The following is a 15,410-nucleotide window of genomic DNA, read 5'->3' on the forward strand; positions in this document are numbered from 1 at the left end:
ACTCGTGTAATCGAGCAAACGTTCTACAGGTGGATGCGGAGGACCCGGCCGTGGCTCCTTCGGCGGTGACACCGCAGGTCAGCGACCGGTCGCCGCCCCTGCACCGGCCCGCCGCACGACACCTCCCGACGTCGTCACCATCGTTCGAGCCGTCGCGGGACACTGGGACCCTGACACGTTCCCTCCCATGTCGGCCGGGGGTCGGTCCATGACCATGCGCACACCACGACGCACACCGCCTCCGCTCGCCCCGGCGCCGCCACCTCCGGGGCTGGGGCTCCGGACCTGGGCCGAGGTGCCGCGCCTGTGCGGGCAGCTCTTGGTGGTGACGGGCCGCGATCGGAATGCGCCGGTGGCCACGGCGGTGCTGTACGAGCGCGCCGGGGCCGGCTGGCGGGCCGGGGCGAGCCGGCCGGCGCACAACGCGCTCAACGGCTGGACGGACCACCACCGGGAAGGCGATCTGCGCTCCCCCATCGGCGTCTACACCCTCACGGACGCCGGCGGACGGCTCCCCGACCCCGGAACACGGCTGCCCTACGACCGGTCGGCCGAGTTCACCGCGGGCGGCACGGGCTTCGAAGGCGAGCCCCTGTCCGGCTCGTTCGACTACGTGGTCGCCATCGACTACAACCGCCGGTCCGGCACATCCCCCCTGGACCGGGCCCGCCCCCTCGGCCCGGACCGGGGCGGCGGCATCTGGCTGCACGTCGACCACGGCGGCCCCACACGCGGCTGTGTCAGCCTCGGGGAGGGCCCCATGAAGGAGCTGCTCCGGGCGCTGGACCCGGCCCGTGAGCCCGTCGTCGCCATGGGGGACCCGGCGTCACTGGAACGCTGAGCGCCGGGCCGTGCACGGCGGAGCACCGGTGCGGTGACCACGGCAGCGGATCACTCCGGGAAGCCGCTGCGGTGGGCACGGCGGGTCAGCGGATGGTTGATGGCCTCCACCAGCCAGTCCAGGTCGGACTGCTGGGCCCGTACCGGGTTGCGCAGGGTGCCGACCCCTTCGATGGAAATCTCCACGACGTCCCCGGCGTGGAGTGTGAAGTCGAGCGCGGGCACGATGCCGGTGCCGGTGGACAGCACGGCGCCGTCGGGGAAGGGCTGGGAGCGCCACAAGTGGTCCACCAGCCCCTGCGGGGTGCGGTGGAACGCGGCGGTGGAGGTGGACGCCCGGTAGGCCGCCTCGCCGTCGCGCCATACCGCCATGGTGATGTCCAGCGCGTCGGGCGCGTCGATCTCCCACGCGGGCACGATGGCCGAGGACACGGCGGCGCTTCCGGCGTAGATCTTGGCCTGGGGGAGGTAGAGCGGGTTCTCGCCCTCGATGGACCGTGAGCTGACGTCGTCGGCGACGAGATAGCCGACGGTCTCGCCGTACCGGTTGAGCACCAGCGCCAGTTCGGGCTCGGGGACGTTCAGCGCGGAGTCGTCCCGTACGGCGATCGGCTCGCCGTCGGTCACCACCCGCCAAGGCGGCGATTTGAAGAACAGCTCGGGGCGCTCGGCGTCGTAGATCCGCTCGTACACCGACTGCTCGGTGCTCTCCTCCACCCTGGCCTCGCGCGAGCGTTCATACGTCACCCCCGCGGCCCACAGTTCCATCAGCCCGTCCAGCGGTGGCAGCGGCAGGACGTCCGGCTCATGGACGGCCGCCGGTCCGGCGACGGTGTTCTCCACCAGGGCCCGCAGCTCCGCCACGGACAGCCGCAGCAGCTCGGCGATGAGCGGCGCTCCGGGGAAGGCCCGTACCCCGCCGGTGTCGTCGGCCACTCCGGTCCGGACGGTCCCGGCGTCATCGGCGAAGCGCACGATGCGTGTCATCTGTCGTCCTCTCCTCTCGTGACGGTGCAGTCAGTCCTCCTACCCAGCGGAGGGCGGTGGCCGCGCACACACCGGCCGCCACGATGACGGGGACCGGGGGCAGCAGCACCCCGCCGAGCAGGCCGACGACGGTCAGCACCAGGGCGAGCCGCAGCGACCCGCGCCAGTCGCCACTGAGGTCCGAGATGCTGGAATGCCGCAAGGTCCTGGAGCCGGGCGCCACCGCACTGGCCGCGACCCGCATCGACGAGGCCACCTCCGCATCTGGCGCGCCCTGGTCAAGTCCGATGTGCTGTCCTGGACCCAGCAGCAGCACATGGACATCTACACCGCGCTCCGGGCCCATCACAGCCTGGCCGCGTTCACCGCGGCCAGTCGGCATGTGGGCGATGTGGAGCTGTGGGTCCGCGACCGGCTGGACGCGGTGCGCGACCGCCGCTGACCGGCGGGCCCGAGTGGCATGGGCACCGGCCGCAAGGGGGCACACCATGCCCCGCCGGGTCAGATGTCGCGCCGTGCGAGGAAGCCCAGCAGGGTGCGCAGCTCCGCGTTCGCGCGAGGCACGAGCGGCAGACCGTCCAGGCACCTCTCCACGGCGGCGATGTGACGGTCGGCCTCCACCAGGGCCGCGGAGCGGCCACCGGCCTGCTCGATCAGATCGGCCGCCCGGCGCGTGGTGGCGTCGTCCGGGGTGTCCGGGGACTCCTCCAGGAGCGTGGCCAGTTGCCCGGCGGCCGAGGCACCGGGGCCGCGGGCGCTCAGGGCGGCGAGCACGGGGAAGGTCTTCTTGCGCTGCCGCAGATCGCGGTGGACGGGTTTGCCGGTGACCGCGGGGTCGCCCCAGATGCCCAGCAGGTCGTCCGCCACCTGGAACGCCACGCCCATATGCCGTCCGGCCCGGTCCAGCGCGGTCGCGGTGCTCTCCGGAGCCCCGGCGAGCGCGGCGCCCAAGGCGGCGGCGCAGCCGAGCAGCGCGCCGGTCTTGTGCTCGGCCATCCTGCGGTACTCATCCGACCCCACCGCCGTAGCTCCCGTCCAGGGGCGCGACTCGAAGAGCAGGTCATCCGCCTGGCCGCGGACGAGGTCGCCGAGGGCCACGCTCAGGCGCCGCACCGCGGCCGCGGCTCCGGCGCCGGGTACGGCGGCCAGCGCCTCCACGGCCAGCGCGAACAGGGCGTCACCGGCGAGCACGGCCGGGCCGGTCCCATACGCCTTCCACACAGTGGGGCGGGTGCGGCGGGTCTGGTCGCCGTCCATGATGTCGTCGTGCAGCAGCGAGAAGGTGTGCACCAGCTCCACCGCCACCGCTCCGGCCACCGCCGCCTCGCCGGATGCCCCGGCCGCCTCCGCGCACAGCACGGCCAGGGCCTGCCGCACGCCCTTGCCGCCGGCTCCCTCGGCGGGCGTACCGCCCACATCGCACCAGCCGAAGGAGTACGCGGCCATCTCGCCGACCCATGGGTGCAGCCGGCCGACCGTCTCGGCCAGCGCCGGGCGCACCAACTCCCGGCAGCGGCCCAGGATTTCGCCCGCGGTCGCGATGGGCTCGCCTGCGGTCGCGGTGGTCCGGTCCGCGGTCTGGTGCGCGGTCGCGGTGGTCTCGTATGCCCCGAGGAGCACGGGGAACGCCGTCGTCACAGTGCCACCTCCATGACCTCCGCGAGGCCGAACTCCTCCCGGGCACGGTCCACCATCCGGCGGGCGTGCCGCAGCCCGATCCGCTCCAGCACACCGGCCAGTTCGGACAGGTCCTCGTCGGTCCGGGCTCGGTCGCGGCCCAGTCGGGCCAGGGACTTGATGAGCCCGAGCCGGGCGAGACCCTCGCCGCGTGGCTCGCTCATGTCGCGGAACTCCTCCAGGGCCTGCTCGTACATCGCGCGGGCCTCCTCGTAACGGCCCGCGCGATAGAACACATTGCCGCGCATCTTGTGGTTGTACGCGAGCGCGCTCACCAGGTTCATCTCGCGGCAGGTCAGTTCGGCCCCGGAGAGCAGCTCCAGTGCGCGCTCCACGTCCCCGTCGCGTACGGAGACAATGTCGGCCATGCCCCGCAGCGCCCACGCGTGTCCGCGCCGGTCATCGGCGCCCGCGGCTATCTCCGCGGCCTCCTGGAACATCGCGTAGGCCGAGTCGTACGACCCGGTGTTGCGGTGCATCTGGGCGATGCCCTCCAGCGCCCATACGGTGTGCCGCGCCTCGCCGCGCTTCCGTGCCTCGGCGAGGAGCCGCTCGTGCAGCGCGCCCACGGCCTCGTAGTCACCCTGGATGCGGCCGGTCTCCGCCATCCCGGCCAGCGAGTAGCCACGGACGACGATGTCCCCGCCGCGTTCGCCGAATTCGGCCGCGAGTCCGAGCAGCCGCCACGCCAGCGCCAGCGCGCCCCGCTGCCGGGCGAGCGTGCCTCCGCTCCACAGCGCCCACGCCATCGCTCCGACGTCCCCCGCCGCACGGGCCGCCCGGTAACTGGCCTTCCACTCGCGGTCGGCCTCGCCCACCTGCCCCAGCCTCCGGTGCGCCTCGGCGACCGCGAGCCCCGCGCGGGCCGCCTCGCCCGGGGAGCCGCCCCGCTCGGCCGCCCGCAACTGTTCGGTGCCCGCCGCCAGCACGTCGACCAGCGAGGAGTTCACGGACAGGGTGGTGAGGGAGCCCTGGTACTCAGGAGCGAATGCTTTGCCGTACATGGATGCCTTTCCGTCTGTTGTTCCCAGGAGCACGCGGCTGTCCGCTATACACCGAGTGCATACATGGAGTGCATACACCGTGAGTATGCACTCCATGTATACATGCCGTGTATAGGTGACAGGAAACCGGCCCTGCCAAGGTCACCGGTGCTGTGCGTCCGTTGCCGATCTAGACGCGATCGAGGCCGGGGAGGTTTACCGACCGGCTCCGCGGGTGGCAAAAAACTTATGGACCGGGCTCGGCACTCCCGCCCGATCCGGCAGGTCCCCGACGGAAAGGCAGAAACCACCCATGATCAGCCAGTGGCAGCTGCGCGCCGCCTTCGCGGCACGGCTCTCCGACATGTACGGCCGGGAAGTCCCCGCGTACACCACGCTCGTGGACGTCTCGCGCGAGGTCAACGAGGACGTGCTGCGCGCACGGGGCGCCGACGCCGAGCGTCTGGGGTCCATCGGCCGGGTGACCGCCGAACGCCACGGCGCCATCCGGGTCGGAACACCTCAGGAGCTGGGGCAGGTGGCCCGCGTCTTCGGCGCGCTGGGCATGCACCCGGTCGGCTTCTACGATCTGCGCGAGGCCGCCGCCAGCGCGGTCCCCGTGGTCTCGACCGCCTTCCGCCCGGTGGACGGGGAGGAGCTGGCGCGCAACCCCTTCCGCGTCTTCACCTCCCTCCTCACCACCGCCGACCCGCGGTTCTTCGACGCCGATCTGCGCTCCCGGCTGGAAACCTTCCTGGCCGGCCGCGAGCTGTTCCCGCCGGAGCTGCTCGCCCTGGCCGACCGCGCGGCGGCCGAGCACGGACTGCCCGAGGAGGACGCCGAGCGCTTCCTCCACCTCGCCGTGTCCGCCTTCGAGTTGTCACCCGAGCCGGTGGACAAGGTCTGGTACGAGACCCTGGAGAGGATCTCCGCCGTCGCCGCGGACATCGGCGGCGTCGGCAGCACCCACATCAACCACCTCACTCCGCGCGTCCTGGACATCGACGAGCTCTACCGGCGGATGACCGACCGCGGCATCCAGATGATCGACACCATTCAGGGGCCACCGGCCTGGAAGGGCCCCGACGTCCTGCTGCGCCAGACCTCCTTCCGCGCCCTCGACGAACCCCGCGCGATGCGCCTCGCGGACGGCAGTGTCACCACCGGCGCCCTGCGGGTGCGCTTCGGCGAGGTCGAGGCCCGCGGTATCGCCCTCACCCACGACGGCCGCGCCCTGTACGACCGGCTGCTCACCCTCGTCGACCATGAAGTGGCCCGCCACCCGGGGGTGCACCGGGGCGAACTGGCGCGCGGCGTATGGGAGGAGCATCTGCCCCACACCGAACGGGAGCTGGCCGCCCGGGGGTTGGGCTGGTTCACCTACCACGTGGTACCGGACCGCCCGCGCGACGGCAGCCGTCCGCCCACCACCATCGGCGAACTGCTGGAGCGGGGCTGGGCGCGGGCCGAGCCCAGCGTCTACGAGGACTTCCTGCCCCGCTCCGCCGCCGGCATCTTCCAGTCCAACCTCAGCGGCGAGGGCGTACGGGACAACGGCCAGGAGGGCACCGCCCACGACGCCGCATGGCTCTCCGGCGCCATCGGCCGCGATGTCCTGGACCCCTTCGCGCTCTACGAGCGGCAGCAGAGCGGCTCCCTCGCGCGGGTCGCCCGCGAGCTGGGGCTCGACGGCGTCCCAGGCTGATCCGTCACCGTCCGCCTGTCGCCACCTCGCGTTCGATCCAACGGCAGATCACCCCCACCACGTACGCCCGCTCCGCACGGCTCAGTTCCCGCCCCTTGGGGATCCGGTGCCAGCGCTCGAGGCAGGTACGGCAGCAGGTGGCGGTCGCGTGCTGGGCGACGAACACGGGGTGGCCCCGGTAGGGCGTCTGCTTGCCGTCCTTGTACGGCTCGGCGGGGGCCAGCCGCTTGGCGATCAGGTCGTACGCGTGCCAGCGCATCGTCGACGGGCCACTCAGCTCGGCCGTGGCCCGATCACGACCGCGCAGATGGAACTTCGCACGGAAGGGATGGCGCGCGATGGCCTCCAGCCGCTGGTCGAGCGATTCAGGCACCGGGGCGGGCGAGTCGGGCATCGGGTCGGACGGGTCGGGCGTCGGGTCGGACGGGTCGGGCGTCGGGTCGGACATAGAAAGCTCCCGGAGACGGCAAAAGCCCCTTTCGATCGTAAGACGGCCCGCCCACGACGCCGTGGACGGGGCCCTGGACGGGTGCCGGACCTTGCGCCCCCGCCGGGCCAAGGGCACTGTGACGGCCATGGTGGACACACAGTTCTCCGATCGTCGGCTGGCCGCGCTGTACGACCTGTTCTGCCCCTGGGACGAGCGCGGCGATTTCACGTTCTACCTGCCCCTGGTGATGTCCGCCCGATCCGTTCTGGACGTGGGGTGCGGAACGGGCGCGCTGCTGCGCAGGGCGCGGGAGGACGGGCATGAGGGGCGGTTGTGCGGGCTGGATCCCGGGGTGGGGATGCTGGAGGTGGCGCGGGCGTGCCCGGATGTGGAGTGGGTGCTCGGTGACCTGGCCTCGGTGCCGGGGTGGAGCCGCGCGTTCGATCTGGTGGTGATGACCGGCCACGCCTTCCAGGGGCTTCTCGGCGACGACGAGTTGCGCGATGCGCTGGCCGCGATCGCCACGGCACTGACCGACGACGGCCGCTTTGTGTTCGAGACCCGCAATCCGCTGGTGCGGGAGTGGGCGGACTGGGACGTGCGGTACTCGGGCGAGGTGGTGGACTCCACCGGGGCCGTGGTGCGGTGTGTGTGCGAGGTGGAGACGCCGGTGCGGGGCGATCTCGTCTCGGCCACGCACACCTACACCGGCGCGGGCTGGGAGCGGCCCCTGCTGAGCCGCAGCACGCTGCGGTTTCTCGGCCCGGACGCACTGGCGGGTTTCCTGGGCGAGGCGGGGCTGGTCGTGGCGGAGCAGTTCGGGGACTGGGACCGGGCGCCGCTGACCGACACCAGCCCGGAGATCATTACCGTCGCCCGCCGCCCTCGCCATCAGCGTGATTGACGCGCGGTTCAGGACGGCTTCCGGGCCGCCCGCCACTCCGGTGCCAGCACCGACCAGATCTCCCTGTTCTGCCACTCGCCCCGGCGCAGATAGCTCTCCCGCAGCACACCGTCCTTCGTCATCCCCAGCCGCCGGGCCACGGCGATGCTGCCCTCATTCCCGGCGGCGGCAATCCACTCCACGCGGTGGATGCCCCGCTCCTCGACGGCCCAGTCGATGATCACGCGCGTGGCCCGGGTCACCAACCCCTTGCCCACCGCCGACGGCTCCAGCCAGCAACCCGCCTCCGCGGTGCCCTGGTTGATGTCCATCGTCCGGAAGAGGACTCCGCCGACCAGCTTGCCGTCCGTCCAGATGCCGTAGATCCGCCCGGCGTCGGCCGCCGCCTTGTCCGCGTATCCCTGGAGGAACGCCCGGGCCGACTCCAGGTCGGAGACGGCGTCCGCCAGCGGGATGTACCGCCCGATGAATTCCCGTCCCCGGTCCATGTGCGTAAGGAACTCCTCGGCCTGCCACGGCTCGAGCGGGCGCAGCTCCGCGCCGTCTTCGCCCAGGGGTATCGCGTACATCGTCACCTTCCACCGTCCGGACCGGCCCGCTTGCCCGCCCACTGCGGAGGGATCCTCTCACCGAGAGGGCCGTCCGCGCGCTTCAATTTGTACCTACTAGTATGTATGATCTTGCCCATGGACACCCGGGAACGACTCATCGCAAGCACCCGCGAGCTGCTGTGGGAGCGCGGCTATGTGGGCACGAGCCCGAAGGCGATCCAGGAGCGATCCGGAGCGGGCCAGGGCAGCATGTACCACCACTTCCGCGGCAAGCCCGATCTGGCGCTCGCCGCGATCAGCCGCAGCGCCGAGGAGCTGAGGGGCAGGGCGGAGGCCGAGTTCAGCGGTCCCGGCACCGCGGTCGAGCGGATCAGCGCCTATCTGCGGCGGGAGCGGGACGCCCTGAAGGGCTGCCCGGTCGGCCGCCTCACCCAGGACCCCGATGTGATGGCGGATCCGGACCTGCGCCGACCGGTCGAGGCGACCTTCGCCTGGCTCACCGACCGGCTGGCCGGGCTGCTGGCGGAGGGCCGGGCGAACGGCGAGCTGGACACCGGGCTCGACCCGGCGAGCACGGCCACCGCACTGGTCGCGGTGTTGCAGGGCGGCTATGTTCTGGCCCGCGCCGCCGACTCGGCCGAGGTGTACGCCCGGGCCATGGACGGAGCGCTCGGCCTGCTCACCGCCCATGTCCGCTGAGCTTGCGCCGACCTTCCACTGAGTTTCCGCCCGCCGCCCGCCACTCGCCACTCGTCCGAAAGAGAGCCCCGACATGCCCTTCGTCCGCATTGACGCGCTGCGGGCCGGCCCCGACCGGCTCGACGCGCTCGGCCGTGCCGTGCACGACGCCCTGGTGGAAACCATCGGCTTCCCGCCCAACGACCGGTTCCAGGTCCTGACCAGCCATGACGGCACCAGCGGCATGCTGCGCTACGACGACTACCTCGGTGTGCGGCGCGACGACGGCATCGTCTACATCGCGCTCACGATGCGCTCGGGGCGCACACCGGCACAGAAGCAGGCGCTGTACCAGCGGATCGCCGAGCTCGCCCAGGAGTACGCGGGGACCGAGCCGCGGAACGTCTTCATCACCCTGACCGAGAACGAGTCGGCCGACTGGTCGTTCGGCCACGGGGTGGCGCAGTACATCGACGGATGACCACGTCGCCCCCTCTCGCCATACCACTGAGCCGCTGGGGCCCGGCATGGCGAGAATCCGTTGACTTCTGTCGTTCCGGCCCCTGGGTGATCTTCTCGCGGCTCCCTAGCGTGGGGCGCGCACCAGCCGCCCCACGCTCGGAAGGAGACGCGGTGCCTGCCACGTTCGAAAGGGAGCCGGACACCACCCGATGACCAAGATCCTGCTCTCCCTGCATGTCCTGGCCGCCATTGTCGCGATCGGCCCCGTCACCGTCGCGGCCAGCATGTTCCCGCCCGCGGTCCGCAACGCCCACGCTGCCACTGCCGCCGCCGAGGGCGAGGCGGACCTGGGCACGGTCCGGCTTCTGCACCGCATCTGCCGCGTCTACGCCAAGATGGGCCTCGCCGTGCCCGTCTTCGGATTCGCCACGGCCGCCGTGATGGGCGTCCTCAGCAGCGGCTGGCTCACCGCCTCCATCGCGCTGACGGCCGCGGCCGCCGGCGTCCTGATCGCCTTCGTCCTGCCCCGCCAGGACGAGCTCATCGACAGCCTCGGTGGGGGCAAGGCCCTGGAGCGGACTGATACCGCCCAACTGGCCATGTTCACGGGCGCGTTCAACCTACTGTGGGCGACGGTGACCATTCTCATGATCGTCCGCCCGGGCTCGACCACGGGAGCCTGACCCCACCGGATCACCGGTGCCGACCGAAGCCGCCCCCGGCGCGGGATAATGATCGAAAGCGCCGGGGCGGAAACAGGAGGCGGTACAGGGCATGCACGGTGAGTACAAGGTGCCGGGCGGCAAGCTGGTCGTCGTGGATCTGGATGTCCACGACGGCGCGCTGCGCGGGGTGCGGGTCGCGGGCGACTTCTTCCTGGAACCGGACGAGGCGCTGCACGCCATCGACCGCGCACTTGAGGGCGCGCCCGCCGAGGCGGACGCGCAGGCGCTCGCCGCCCGCGTCGAGGCGGGACTGCCAGCCGACACCGTGATGTTCGGTTTCTCCGCCGAGGCCGTGGGCATCGCGGTGCGGCGGGCGGTGGCCCGTGCCACCGACTGGACGGACTACGACTGGCAGCTGGTCCACGAGGGGCCACAGGATCCCGCGCTGCACATGGCCCTGGACGAGGTGCTGACCGGCGAGGTGGCCGCCGGGCGGCGGCCACCGACGCTGCGGGTGTGGGAGTGGGACCGTCCGGCCGTCATCATCGGCAGCTTCCAGTCCCTGCGCAACGAGGTCGACCCGGCGGGCGCCGAGCGGCACGGGGTGACGGTCGTCCGGCGGATCAGCGGCGGCGGGGCGATGTTCGTCGAACCGGGCAACACCATCACGTACTCGCTCTACGTACCCCAGTCGCTCGTCTCCGGCCTGTCCTTCGCCGACAGCTACGCCTATCTGGACGACTGGGTGCTCGGCGCGCTGGGCGAGATGGGCGTCAAGGCGTGGTACCAGCCGCTGAACGACATCGCGACGGAGGCCGGGAAGGTCGGCGGGGCCGCCCAGAAGCGGATCGCGGCACACGGCGGTGCGGTGCTGCACCACGTGACCATGTCGTACGACATCGACGCCGCCAAGATGGTGGAGGTGCTGCGCATCGGGCGGGAGAAGCTGTCCGGCAAGGGCATCGCGAGCGCCGACAAGCGGGTGGACCCGCTGCGCCGCCAGACCGGGCTGCCGCGCCCGGCCGTCATCGACCGCATGGTGGCCTCGTTCCGCGGGCGGTACGGGCTCACGGACGGCAAGGTGACGGACGATGAGTCGGCGGCGGCGCGGCTGCTGGCGGCCGGCAAGTTCGGCTCACCGGAGTGGACATCGCGGGTGCCGTGACCGGGGCCGCCCCAGAGGTCAGTTGCTGTAGACGCGCTCGGGGTGGACGAAGACCGCGGCGCGGCGCTGCTCGGCCATCACCCGGTCGTAGGCGCCCCAGTCGTCGTGCGCGCCGCCCGCGGAGGTGAAGATCTCGCGCAGCAGCAGGCGCAGACGCTCCTGGTCGACCCCGGGGAACGGGTCGTCGGGCCCCGCGAGCTCGGTGCGGCCCTCGACGGCGGCCCAGTTCCATCCGGCGCGGAAGACCAGGGTGGCCCGCGGTCGTGCCCGCAGATGGGCGAGTTTGGCGCGGCCGTAGGTGACGAAGGCGACCACCTGCTCACCGGAGACCGGATGGTCGATGATCCCGGCGTTGACCACTGATGCCTGGACCGAGCTGTCGGCGCGTGTCGTCGTCACGACCGCCAAGTGGTGGTCGGCCGTGGCGATGCGGTCCACTTCCTGAAGATCCGTCATCGGGTGCCCTTCTCGGCGGACCGGTCCGTCCACCATGGCTTCCTCGGCACGCTACCGCACCCTGATGCGTCCATGCCGGTGAATCCCGGACCGCGCGGGCGGGCGTGGGCTCGCCGCCGGGCCGGGGGTGTAGCGGACTCCACCGTCGATGGGGCGGCTCGCTCTCCCGCGTGTGTCCGGCCGGTCTTCTAGCCTCGTCGGCATGGGGAGATCGATGCGGCACGCGGTGCGGGCCATGGCCCTGCTGGTGTCCGTGCTCGCCTTGGCGTTCGGCTCGTACCTGCGCCGTCGGCGGCCCGGCCCGACGGACACGGCAACGGACACGGCCACGGCGCGGCTGACCGAGCGGGTGGCGGAGCTGGCGGAAACCCGGGCGGGTGCCATCGCCGCGCACGGTGCCGAACTACGGCGGATCGAACGGGAGCTGCACGACGGCACCCAGGCGCGGCTGGTCTCCCTGTCCCTGCGGATCGGCCTGGCGAAGCGGGCCTACGACCGGGATCCGACGGCGGCGCGCAGGATGCTGGACGACGCGCAGGACCTGGCCGAAGCGGCGCTGACCGAGCTGCGCCAGGTGGTGCGTGGCATGCATCCGCCGGTCCTCACCGACCGTGGCCTGGCCGGGGCGGTACGGGCGCTCGCCGCGAGCAGCGGGCTCGATGTCATCGTGCGGGTGGACGGTCTGGAGGACGGGACGCGGGCCCCGGCGGCGGTCGAGGCGGCCGCGTACTTCGTCGTGGCGGAGGCACTGTCGAACGTGGCGAGGCACAGTGGCGCCGACCGGGCCGAGGCCCGGCTGGCCCGCACACCGAGCGGGTTGTGGGTCTCGGTGCGTGACGAGGGACGAGGTGGCGCCGAGGCGGTCGCGGGCGTGTCCGGCGCCGCGGAGACCGGTGGTTCCGGCAGCTCCGGAGGTGGCTCCGGACTGCTCGGGATACGTCGCCGCGTCGCCGCGCTCGATGGAACGGTGACGGTGACGAGCCCGCGGGGCGGGCCCACGGTCGTCGCGGTGGAGCTGCCCTGCCGGTGGCGATCGCCGGGAGCCCGCGTGGCCACCGCCACTACGACGGGCAGGAAGCCTCGATCAGATCGCGCAGCTGGGAGCGGGCGGTGACGCCAAGTTTGGGGAAGCTGCGGTAGAGGTGCGAGCCGACGGTGCGGGGGGAGAGAAAGAGCCGTTCGCCGATCTCACGGTTGCTCAGGCCCTGCGCCGCCAGGCGGATGATGTGCTGCTGCTGCGGGGACAGGGAGGTGAGGGCGTCGGGGCTGGTGGGGGCGGATTCGATCCCGGCGGCGCGCAGTTCGGCCTGGGTGCGGTCGATCCAGGGGCGGGCGCCGAGGCGGCGGAAGGTCTCCAGCGCGGTGTTCAGCTGGTGGCGGGCCTCGGTAATGCGGTGGCGGCGGCGCAGCCATTCGGCGTGGTCCAGCAGGAGCTGCGCGCGTTCGAAGGGCCATTGACCGCCCGTGGGTTCGGCGAGGGCCGCCGCGAAGTGCGCCTCGGCCCGGGACGGTTCGAGCAGCGCACGGGCGCGGTGGATCAGGATGCGGATCCGGGGCGAGGGGTCCTCGGCGAGCCGGTCGGCGGTGCGCTCCACGATGGCGGCGGCCTCGGCGCCGTGGCCGGTGCGGACGGCCGCGGCAGCCAGTTCGGCGACCCCGGGGAAGGAACACGCGTAGTGGACGGGGTCGCCGTCGGCCGTGAACAGCAGACGGAACTGCTGGTACGCGCCGACGTGGTCGCCGTCGGCCACCCCGGCCATGCCCAGCGCCCACCGGGCCCGGACGGCGACGGCGCGGCTGCGGTGCGGGTCGACGAGGGCCAGCGCGGCGGAGCCCGCGGTGCGGGCCTCGTCGGTCCGGCCGGTCAGCGCCAGGGCGGCGGCTTCGAGCGACCGTGCGGCGGCGTCGAGGTGGGGCAGCCCGGCGCCCGCGGAGTTGCTGTTCACGGCGGCGGTACGGGCCTGCGCCCACAGCCCGTGGTCCAGATACGCCCACCCGGCCGAGCAGCCGAGACCGATGGGCAGGGTGCCGCCGAGCCGCCAGCGGTGGAGGGCGTCGTCGAAGATCCGTACCGCGAGTGCGGTCTCGTCGAGCAGCCAGGCCATGGCGCCGAGCGAGATGAGCCGGGCGGGGTCGCCGTCCGCCCGCTCGACCAGCGCCGGGATCGCCGCCACCCGCTCGGACCGGTGCGCGGTGGGGTCGGTCACCGCGAGCGTCCAGAGGTCGTCCTGTGCCCGGGCCCGTACCGCGAGGCGGTATTCCTCGTCGCCCGAGTAGAAGCCCGCCACCGACGCGGAGGCGAGCGCGACCCGGCGCAGCCCGGGATCCTCCGCCGCCCGCAGCAGCAGGGACAGCGCGGTGTCGTGCTCGGTGCTCAGCGTGAGCACCTGGCCCACCCGCAGCGATGCCTCGGCCGACAGCGCCGGGTCGTCGGTGAGCTCCGCGGCCCGCGCGGCGAGCCGGCGCACCCAGTGCGGCTGTCCGGTGGACACCGCCGCACCCGCCGCCGCCACCAGGCGGCGGGCACGGTCGCGGCGCCCGGGGCTCAGCTCGGCGGCACGTTCCAGCGCGGTGGTGGCGGCGGTGTATCCGCCACGCTCCCGGGCCCTGGCCGCCGACTCCTCCAGGGCGGCGGCGATCTCCTCGTCCGGCCCCTCCGCGGCGGCGGCCAGATGCCAGGCGCGGCGGTCGGGTTCGGCGCTGAGCAGCGCGGCGAGGTCGCGGTGGGCCTGACGGCGGGCCGCCAGCGGTGCGGAGTGGTAGATCGCGGACCTGATCAGGGGATGCCGGAAGCGGGCCCGCCAGCCGTCGTGGCCGCCACCGGTGAGCCGCAGCAGTCCGGCGGCCTCGGCCGGGGCCAGCGCCTCGACCCGGCCCGCCACCGCCCGGTCGTCCGCCGCGACCAGGAGCAGCGCCTGCCGGGTGGTCTCGGGCAGGGCTTCGAGGTCGGCGGCGAAGACCCGCATCAGTCGGTCGGTGGGCGGCAGGAGCTCCCCTTCGGCGGAGTCGGCCGAGTCCGCGGCGCAGGTGCCGTTCGCCCGGGCCAGTTCGACCAGCGCCAGCGGATTCCCGGCGGCCTGGTCGAGGATGCGCAGCCGGCCGCGGCCGGTCGGCGGATGCGGCTGCCGGTCCAGCAGGAGGCCGGCGGCGGTCGCGTCCAGCGGGCCCAGCGTGAGCAGGGGAAAGCCGGAGAACGGCGCCGTGGCCCCGTCCCGGGTGCCGCCCTCGCCCGCCGTGTCCCTGGCCGCGGCCAGCACGGCGAGGGGTTCGTCGTCGATGCGCCGGGCGGCGAAGGCGAGCAGCTCCAGCGAGCCGGCGTCGATCCACTGCAGATCGTCGGCGACCACCAGGACGGGCGATCTCCGGGCGAGGTCCGAGAGCAGGGTGAGCAGCGCGACGCCGAGCAGGAGCCGGTCGGGCGGGCCACCGTGTCCGCTGTCGACACCGCTGGGCTCGGCCTCCGCGAGGTCGGTGTCGTGGGGCTTGGTGTCCGCAAGGCCGGTGTCGTGGGGCTCGGCCTCCGCGAGGCCGGTGTCGTGGGGCTCGGCCTCCGCAAGGCCGATGGCGCCGAGCAGGGCCGACCGCTGCCGCGCCGACAGCCCGGCGGTCTCCCCCAGCACCGGCCGCAGCAGCTGGTGCAGCCCCGCGAACGTCAGGTTCGCCTCGCTCTCGCTGCCCGTCATCCGCAGCACCCGGCCCGGGTGACGATCCGCCGCGAGGCCGAGCAGGGTGCTCTTGCCCGCACCCGGTTCACCCGTAAGGATCAGCACACCGCTGGTCAGACCGAGTACGGCCGCGCTCTCATTCTCCCGCCCGACCATGGTCATCCCTCGACTCTAGCCCGTGGTGCAGTAGCCCGTGGTGCAGTCATATGACGGATACCGCCGGCGCCCGCCGAAGCGCAGGC

The 15,410-nt window shown here is 73.0% G+C and carries 15 protein-coding genes and 1 pseudogene; 9 read left to right on the forward strand and 7 right to left on the reverse strand.

The features are described 5' to 3' along the window. Positions 1-187: 187 nt before the first annotated feature. Positions 188-841: a L,D-transpeptidase family protein gene (locus J5X86_RS38525; RefSeq protein ID WP_374229335.1), complete on the forward strand. Its 654-nt coding sequence runs from the start codon at positions 188-190 to the stop codon at positions 839-841. A 50-nt stretch (positions 842-891) separates the two neighbouring features. Here the strand turns inward: J5X86_RS38525 and J5X86_RS52170 are convergent, their stop codons facing one another. Beyond that, on the reverse strand, positions 892-1,827 hold the full coding sequence (locus tag J5X86_RS52170; protein WP_208521306.1) for a fumarylacetoacetate hydrolase family protein: 936 nt from the start codon (positions 1,825-1,827) through the stop codon (positions 892-894). A gap of 193 nt (positions 1,828-2,020) precedes the next feature. On the opposite strand from J5X86_RS52170, the gene J5X86_RS38535 reads away from it, so the two are divergent. Continuing rightward, complete coding sequence (locus tag J5X86_RS38535) at positions 2,021-2,269, forward strand: hypothetical protein (RefSeq protein WP_208521307.1); 249 nt, start codon at positions 2,021-2,023, stop codon at positions 2,267-2,269. A gap of 59 nt (positions 2,270-2,328) precedes the next feature. Here J5X86_RS38535 and J5X86_RS38540 read toward each other — a convergent pair whose 3' ends face one another. After that, positions 2,329-3,465, reverse strand: coding sequence for a polyprenyl synthetase family protein (locus J5X86_RS38540; RefSeq protein ID WP_208521308.1), 1,137 nt, complete (start codon positions 3,463-3,465; stop codon positions 2,329-2,331). Then, positions 3,462-4,508 (reverse strand): tetratricopeptide repeat protein, encoded by a 1,047-nt coding sequence (locus J5X86_RS38545; RefSeq protein WP_208521309.1) that lies wholly within the window; start codon positions 4,506-4,508, stop codon positions 3,462-3,464. The genes J5X86_RS38540 and J5X86_RS38545 overlap by 4 nt, the downstream gene beginning before the upstream one ends. Before the next feature lie 292 nt (positions 4,509-4,800). Between J5X86_RS38545 and J5X86_RS38550 the strand changes: the two genes are divergently transcribed. Then, positions 4,801-6,192 (forward strand): 2-oxoadipate dioxygenase/decarboxylase family protein, encoded by a 1,392-nt coding sequence (locus J5X86_RS38550; protein WP_208521310.1) that lies wholly within the window; start codon positions 4,801-4,803, stop codon positions 6,190-6,192. Positions 6,193-6,196: 4 nt separating this feature from the next. Here J5X86_RS38550 and J5X86_RS38555 read toward each other — a convergent pair whose 3' ends face one another. Beyond that, positions 6,197-6,640: a DUF4186 domain-containing protein gene (locus tag J5X86_RS38555; RefSeq protein WP_243982546.1), complete on the reverse strand. Its 444-nt coding sequence runs from the start codon at positions 6,638-6,640 to the stop codon at positions 6,197-6,199. Between the two features lie 127 nt (positions 6,641-6,767). On the opposite strand from J5X86_RS38555, the gene J5X86_RS38560 reads away from it, so the two are divergent. Continuing rightward, a complete protein-coding gene (locus J5X86_RS38560; protein ID WP_208521311.1) occupies positions 6,768-7,526 on the forward strand; it encodes a class I SAM-dependent methyltransferase in 759 nt (252 codons plus the stop codon). A gap of 8 nt (positions 7,527-7,534) precedes the next feature. Here the strand turns inward: J5X86_RS38560 and J5X86_RS38565 are convergent, their stop codons facing one another. Beyond that, positions 7,535-8,095, reverse strand: coding sequence for a GNAT family N-acetyltransferase (locus J5X86_RS38565; protein ID WP_208521312.1), 561 nt, complete (start codon positions 8,093-8,095; stop codon positions 7,535-7,537). A 117-nt stretch (positions 8,096-8,212) separates the two neighbouring features. Here J5X86_RS38565 and J5X86_RS38570 point away from each other — a divergent pair, with 117 nt between their 5' ends. The 4 genes from J5X86_RS38570 to J5X86_RS38585 all read left to right on the forward strand — a co-directional run bounded on the left by J5X86_RS38570 (position 8,213) and on the right by J5X86_RS38585 (position 11,047). Then, positions 8,213-8,776 carry a TetR/AcrR family transcriptional regulator gene (locus tag J5X86_RS38570; RefSeq protein WP_208521313.1) on the forward strand — a complete coding sequence of 188 codons (564 nt, stop codon included), beginning with the start codon at positions 8,213-8,215 and terminating at the stop codon, positions 8,774-8,776. A 73-nt stretch (positions 8,777-8,849) separates the two neighbouring features. Then, on the forward strand, positions 8,850-9,236 hold the full coding sequence (locus J5X86_RS38575; RefSeq protein WP_208521314.1) for a tautomerase family protein: 387 nt from the start codon (positions 8,850-8,852) through the stop codon (positions 9,234-9,236). Between the two features lie 190 nt (positions 9,237-9,426). After that, on the forward strand, positions 9,427-9,900 hold the full coding sequence (locus J5X86_RS38580; RefSeq protein WP_208521315.1) for a hypothetical protein: 474 nt from the start codon (positions 9,427-9,429) through the stop codon (positions 9,898-9,900). 91 nt (positions 9,901-9,991) lie between these two features. Continuing rightward, entirely contained in the window at positions 9,992-11,047 is a 1,056-nt protein-coding gene (locus tag J5X86_RS38585; protein WP_208521316.1) for a biotin/lipoate A/B protein ligase family protein, read from the forward strand. Positions 11,048-11,065: 18 nt separating this feature from the next. Here J5X86_RS38585 and J5X86_RS38590 read toward each other — a convergent pair whose 3' ends face one another. After that, positions 11,066-11,503 carry a TIGR03618 family F420-dependent PPOX class oxidoreductase gene (locus tag J5X86_RS38590; protein WP_208521317.1) on the reverse strand — a complete coding sequence of 146 codons (438 nt, stop codon included), beginning with the start codon at positions 11,501-11,503 and terminating at the stop codon, positions 11,066-11,068. A 331-nt stretch (positions 11,504-11,834) separates the two neighbouring features. Between J5X86_RS38590 and J5X86_RS38595 the strand changes: the two are divergent. After that, positions 11,835-12,533 (forward strand): annotated as a pseudogene (locus tag J5X86_RS38595) (sensor histidine kinase); the annotation flags it as partial. Between the two features lie 31 nt (positions 12,534-12,564). On the opposite strand, the gene J5X86_RS38600 reads toward J5X86_RS38595, so the two are convergent. Beyond that, positions 12,565-15,330 (reverse strand): helix-turn-helix transcriptional regulator, encoded by a 2,766-nt coding sequence (locus J5X86_RS38600; RefSeq protein ID WP_243982547.1) that lies wholly within the window; start codon positions 15,328-15,330, stop codon positions 12,565-12,567. Between the last annotated feature and the right edge of the window lie 80 nt (positions 15,331-15,410).

Origin of the sequence: Streptomyces sp. NEAU-YJ-81 (assembly GCF_017592595.1) — a bacterium.
In the GTDB taxonomy this organism is placed as follows: Bacteria; Actinomycetota; Actinomycetes; order Streptomycetales; family Streptomycetaceae; genus Streptomyces; species Streptomyces hygroscopicus_B.

Bases quoted from the DNA above. Each gene is read 5' to 3' on its own strand.
- J5X86_RS38565 (WP_208521312.1), bottom strand. From the start codon at position 8,095: ATGTACGCGATACCCCTGGGCGAAGACGGCGCGGAGCTGCGCCCGCTC.
- J5X86_RS38555 (WP_243982546.1), bottom strand. From the start codon at position 6,640: ATGTCCGACCCGACGCCCGACCCGTCCGACCCGACGCCCGACCCGTCC.
- J5X86_RS38570 (WP_208521313.1), top strand. From the start codon at position 8,213: ATGGACACCCGGGAACGACTCATCGCAAGCACCCGCGAGCTGCTGTGG.
- J5X86_RS38575 (WP_208521314.1), top strand. From the start codon at position 8,850: ATGCCCTTCGTCCGCATTGACGCGCTGCGGGCCGGCCCCGACCGGCTC.
- J5X86_RS38535 (WP_208521307.1), top strand. From the start codon at position 2,021: ATGCCGCAAGGTCCTGGAGCCGGGCGCCACCGCACTGGCCGCGACCCG.
- J5X86_RS38560 (WP_208521311.1), top strand. From the start codon at position 6,768: ATGGTGGACACACAGTTCTCCGATCGTCGGCTGGCCGCGCTGTACGAC.
- J5X86_RS38550 (WP_208521310.1), top strand. From the start codon at position 4,801: ATGATCAGCCAGTGGCAGCTGCGCGCCGCCTTCGCGGCACGGCTCTCC.
- J5X86_RS38585 (WP_208521316.1), top strand. From the start codon at position 9,992: ATGCACGGTGAGTACAAGGTGCCGGGCGGCAAGCTGGTCGTCGTGGAT.
- J5X86_RS52170 (WP_208521306.1), bottom strand. From the start codon at position 1,827: ATGACACGCATCGTGCGCTTCGCCGATGACGCCGGGACCGTCCGGACC.
- J5X86_RS38600 (WP_243982547.1), bottom strand. From the start codon at position 15,330: ATGACCATGGTCGGGCGGGAGAATGAGAGCGCGGCCGTACTCGGTCTG.
- J5X86_RS38590 (WP_208521317.1), bottom strand. From the start codon at position 11,503: ATGACGGATCTTCAGGAAGTGGACCGCATCGCCACGGCCGACCACCAC.
- J5X86_RS38580 (WP_208521315.1), top strand. From the start codon at position 9,427: ATGACCAAGATCCTGCTCTCCCTGCATGTCCTGGCCGCCATTGTCGCG.
- J5X86_RS38525 (WP_374229335.1), top strand. From the start codon at position 188: ATGTCGGCCGGGGGTCGGTCCATGACCATGCGCACACCACGACGCACA.
- J5X86_RS38545 (WP_208521309.1), bottom strand. From the start codon at position 4,508: ATGTACGGCAAAGCATTCGCTCCTGAGTACCAGGGCTCCCTCACCACC.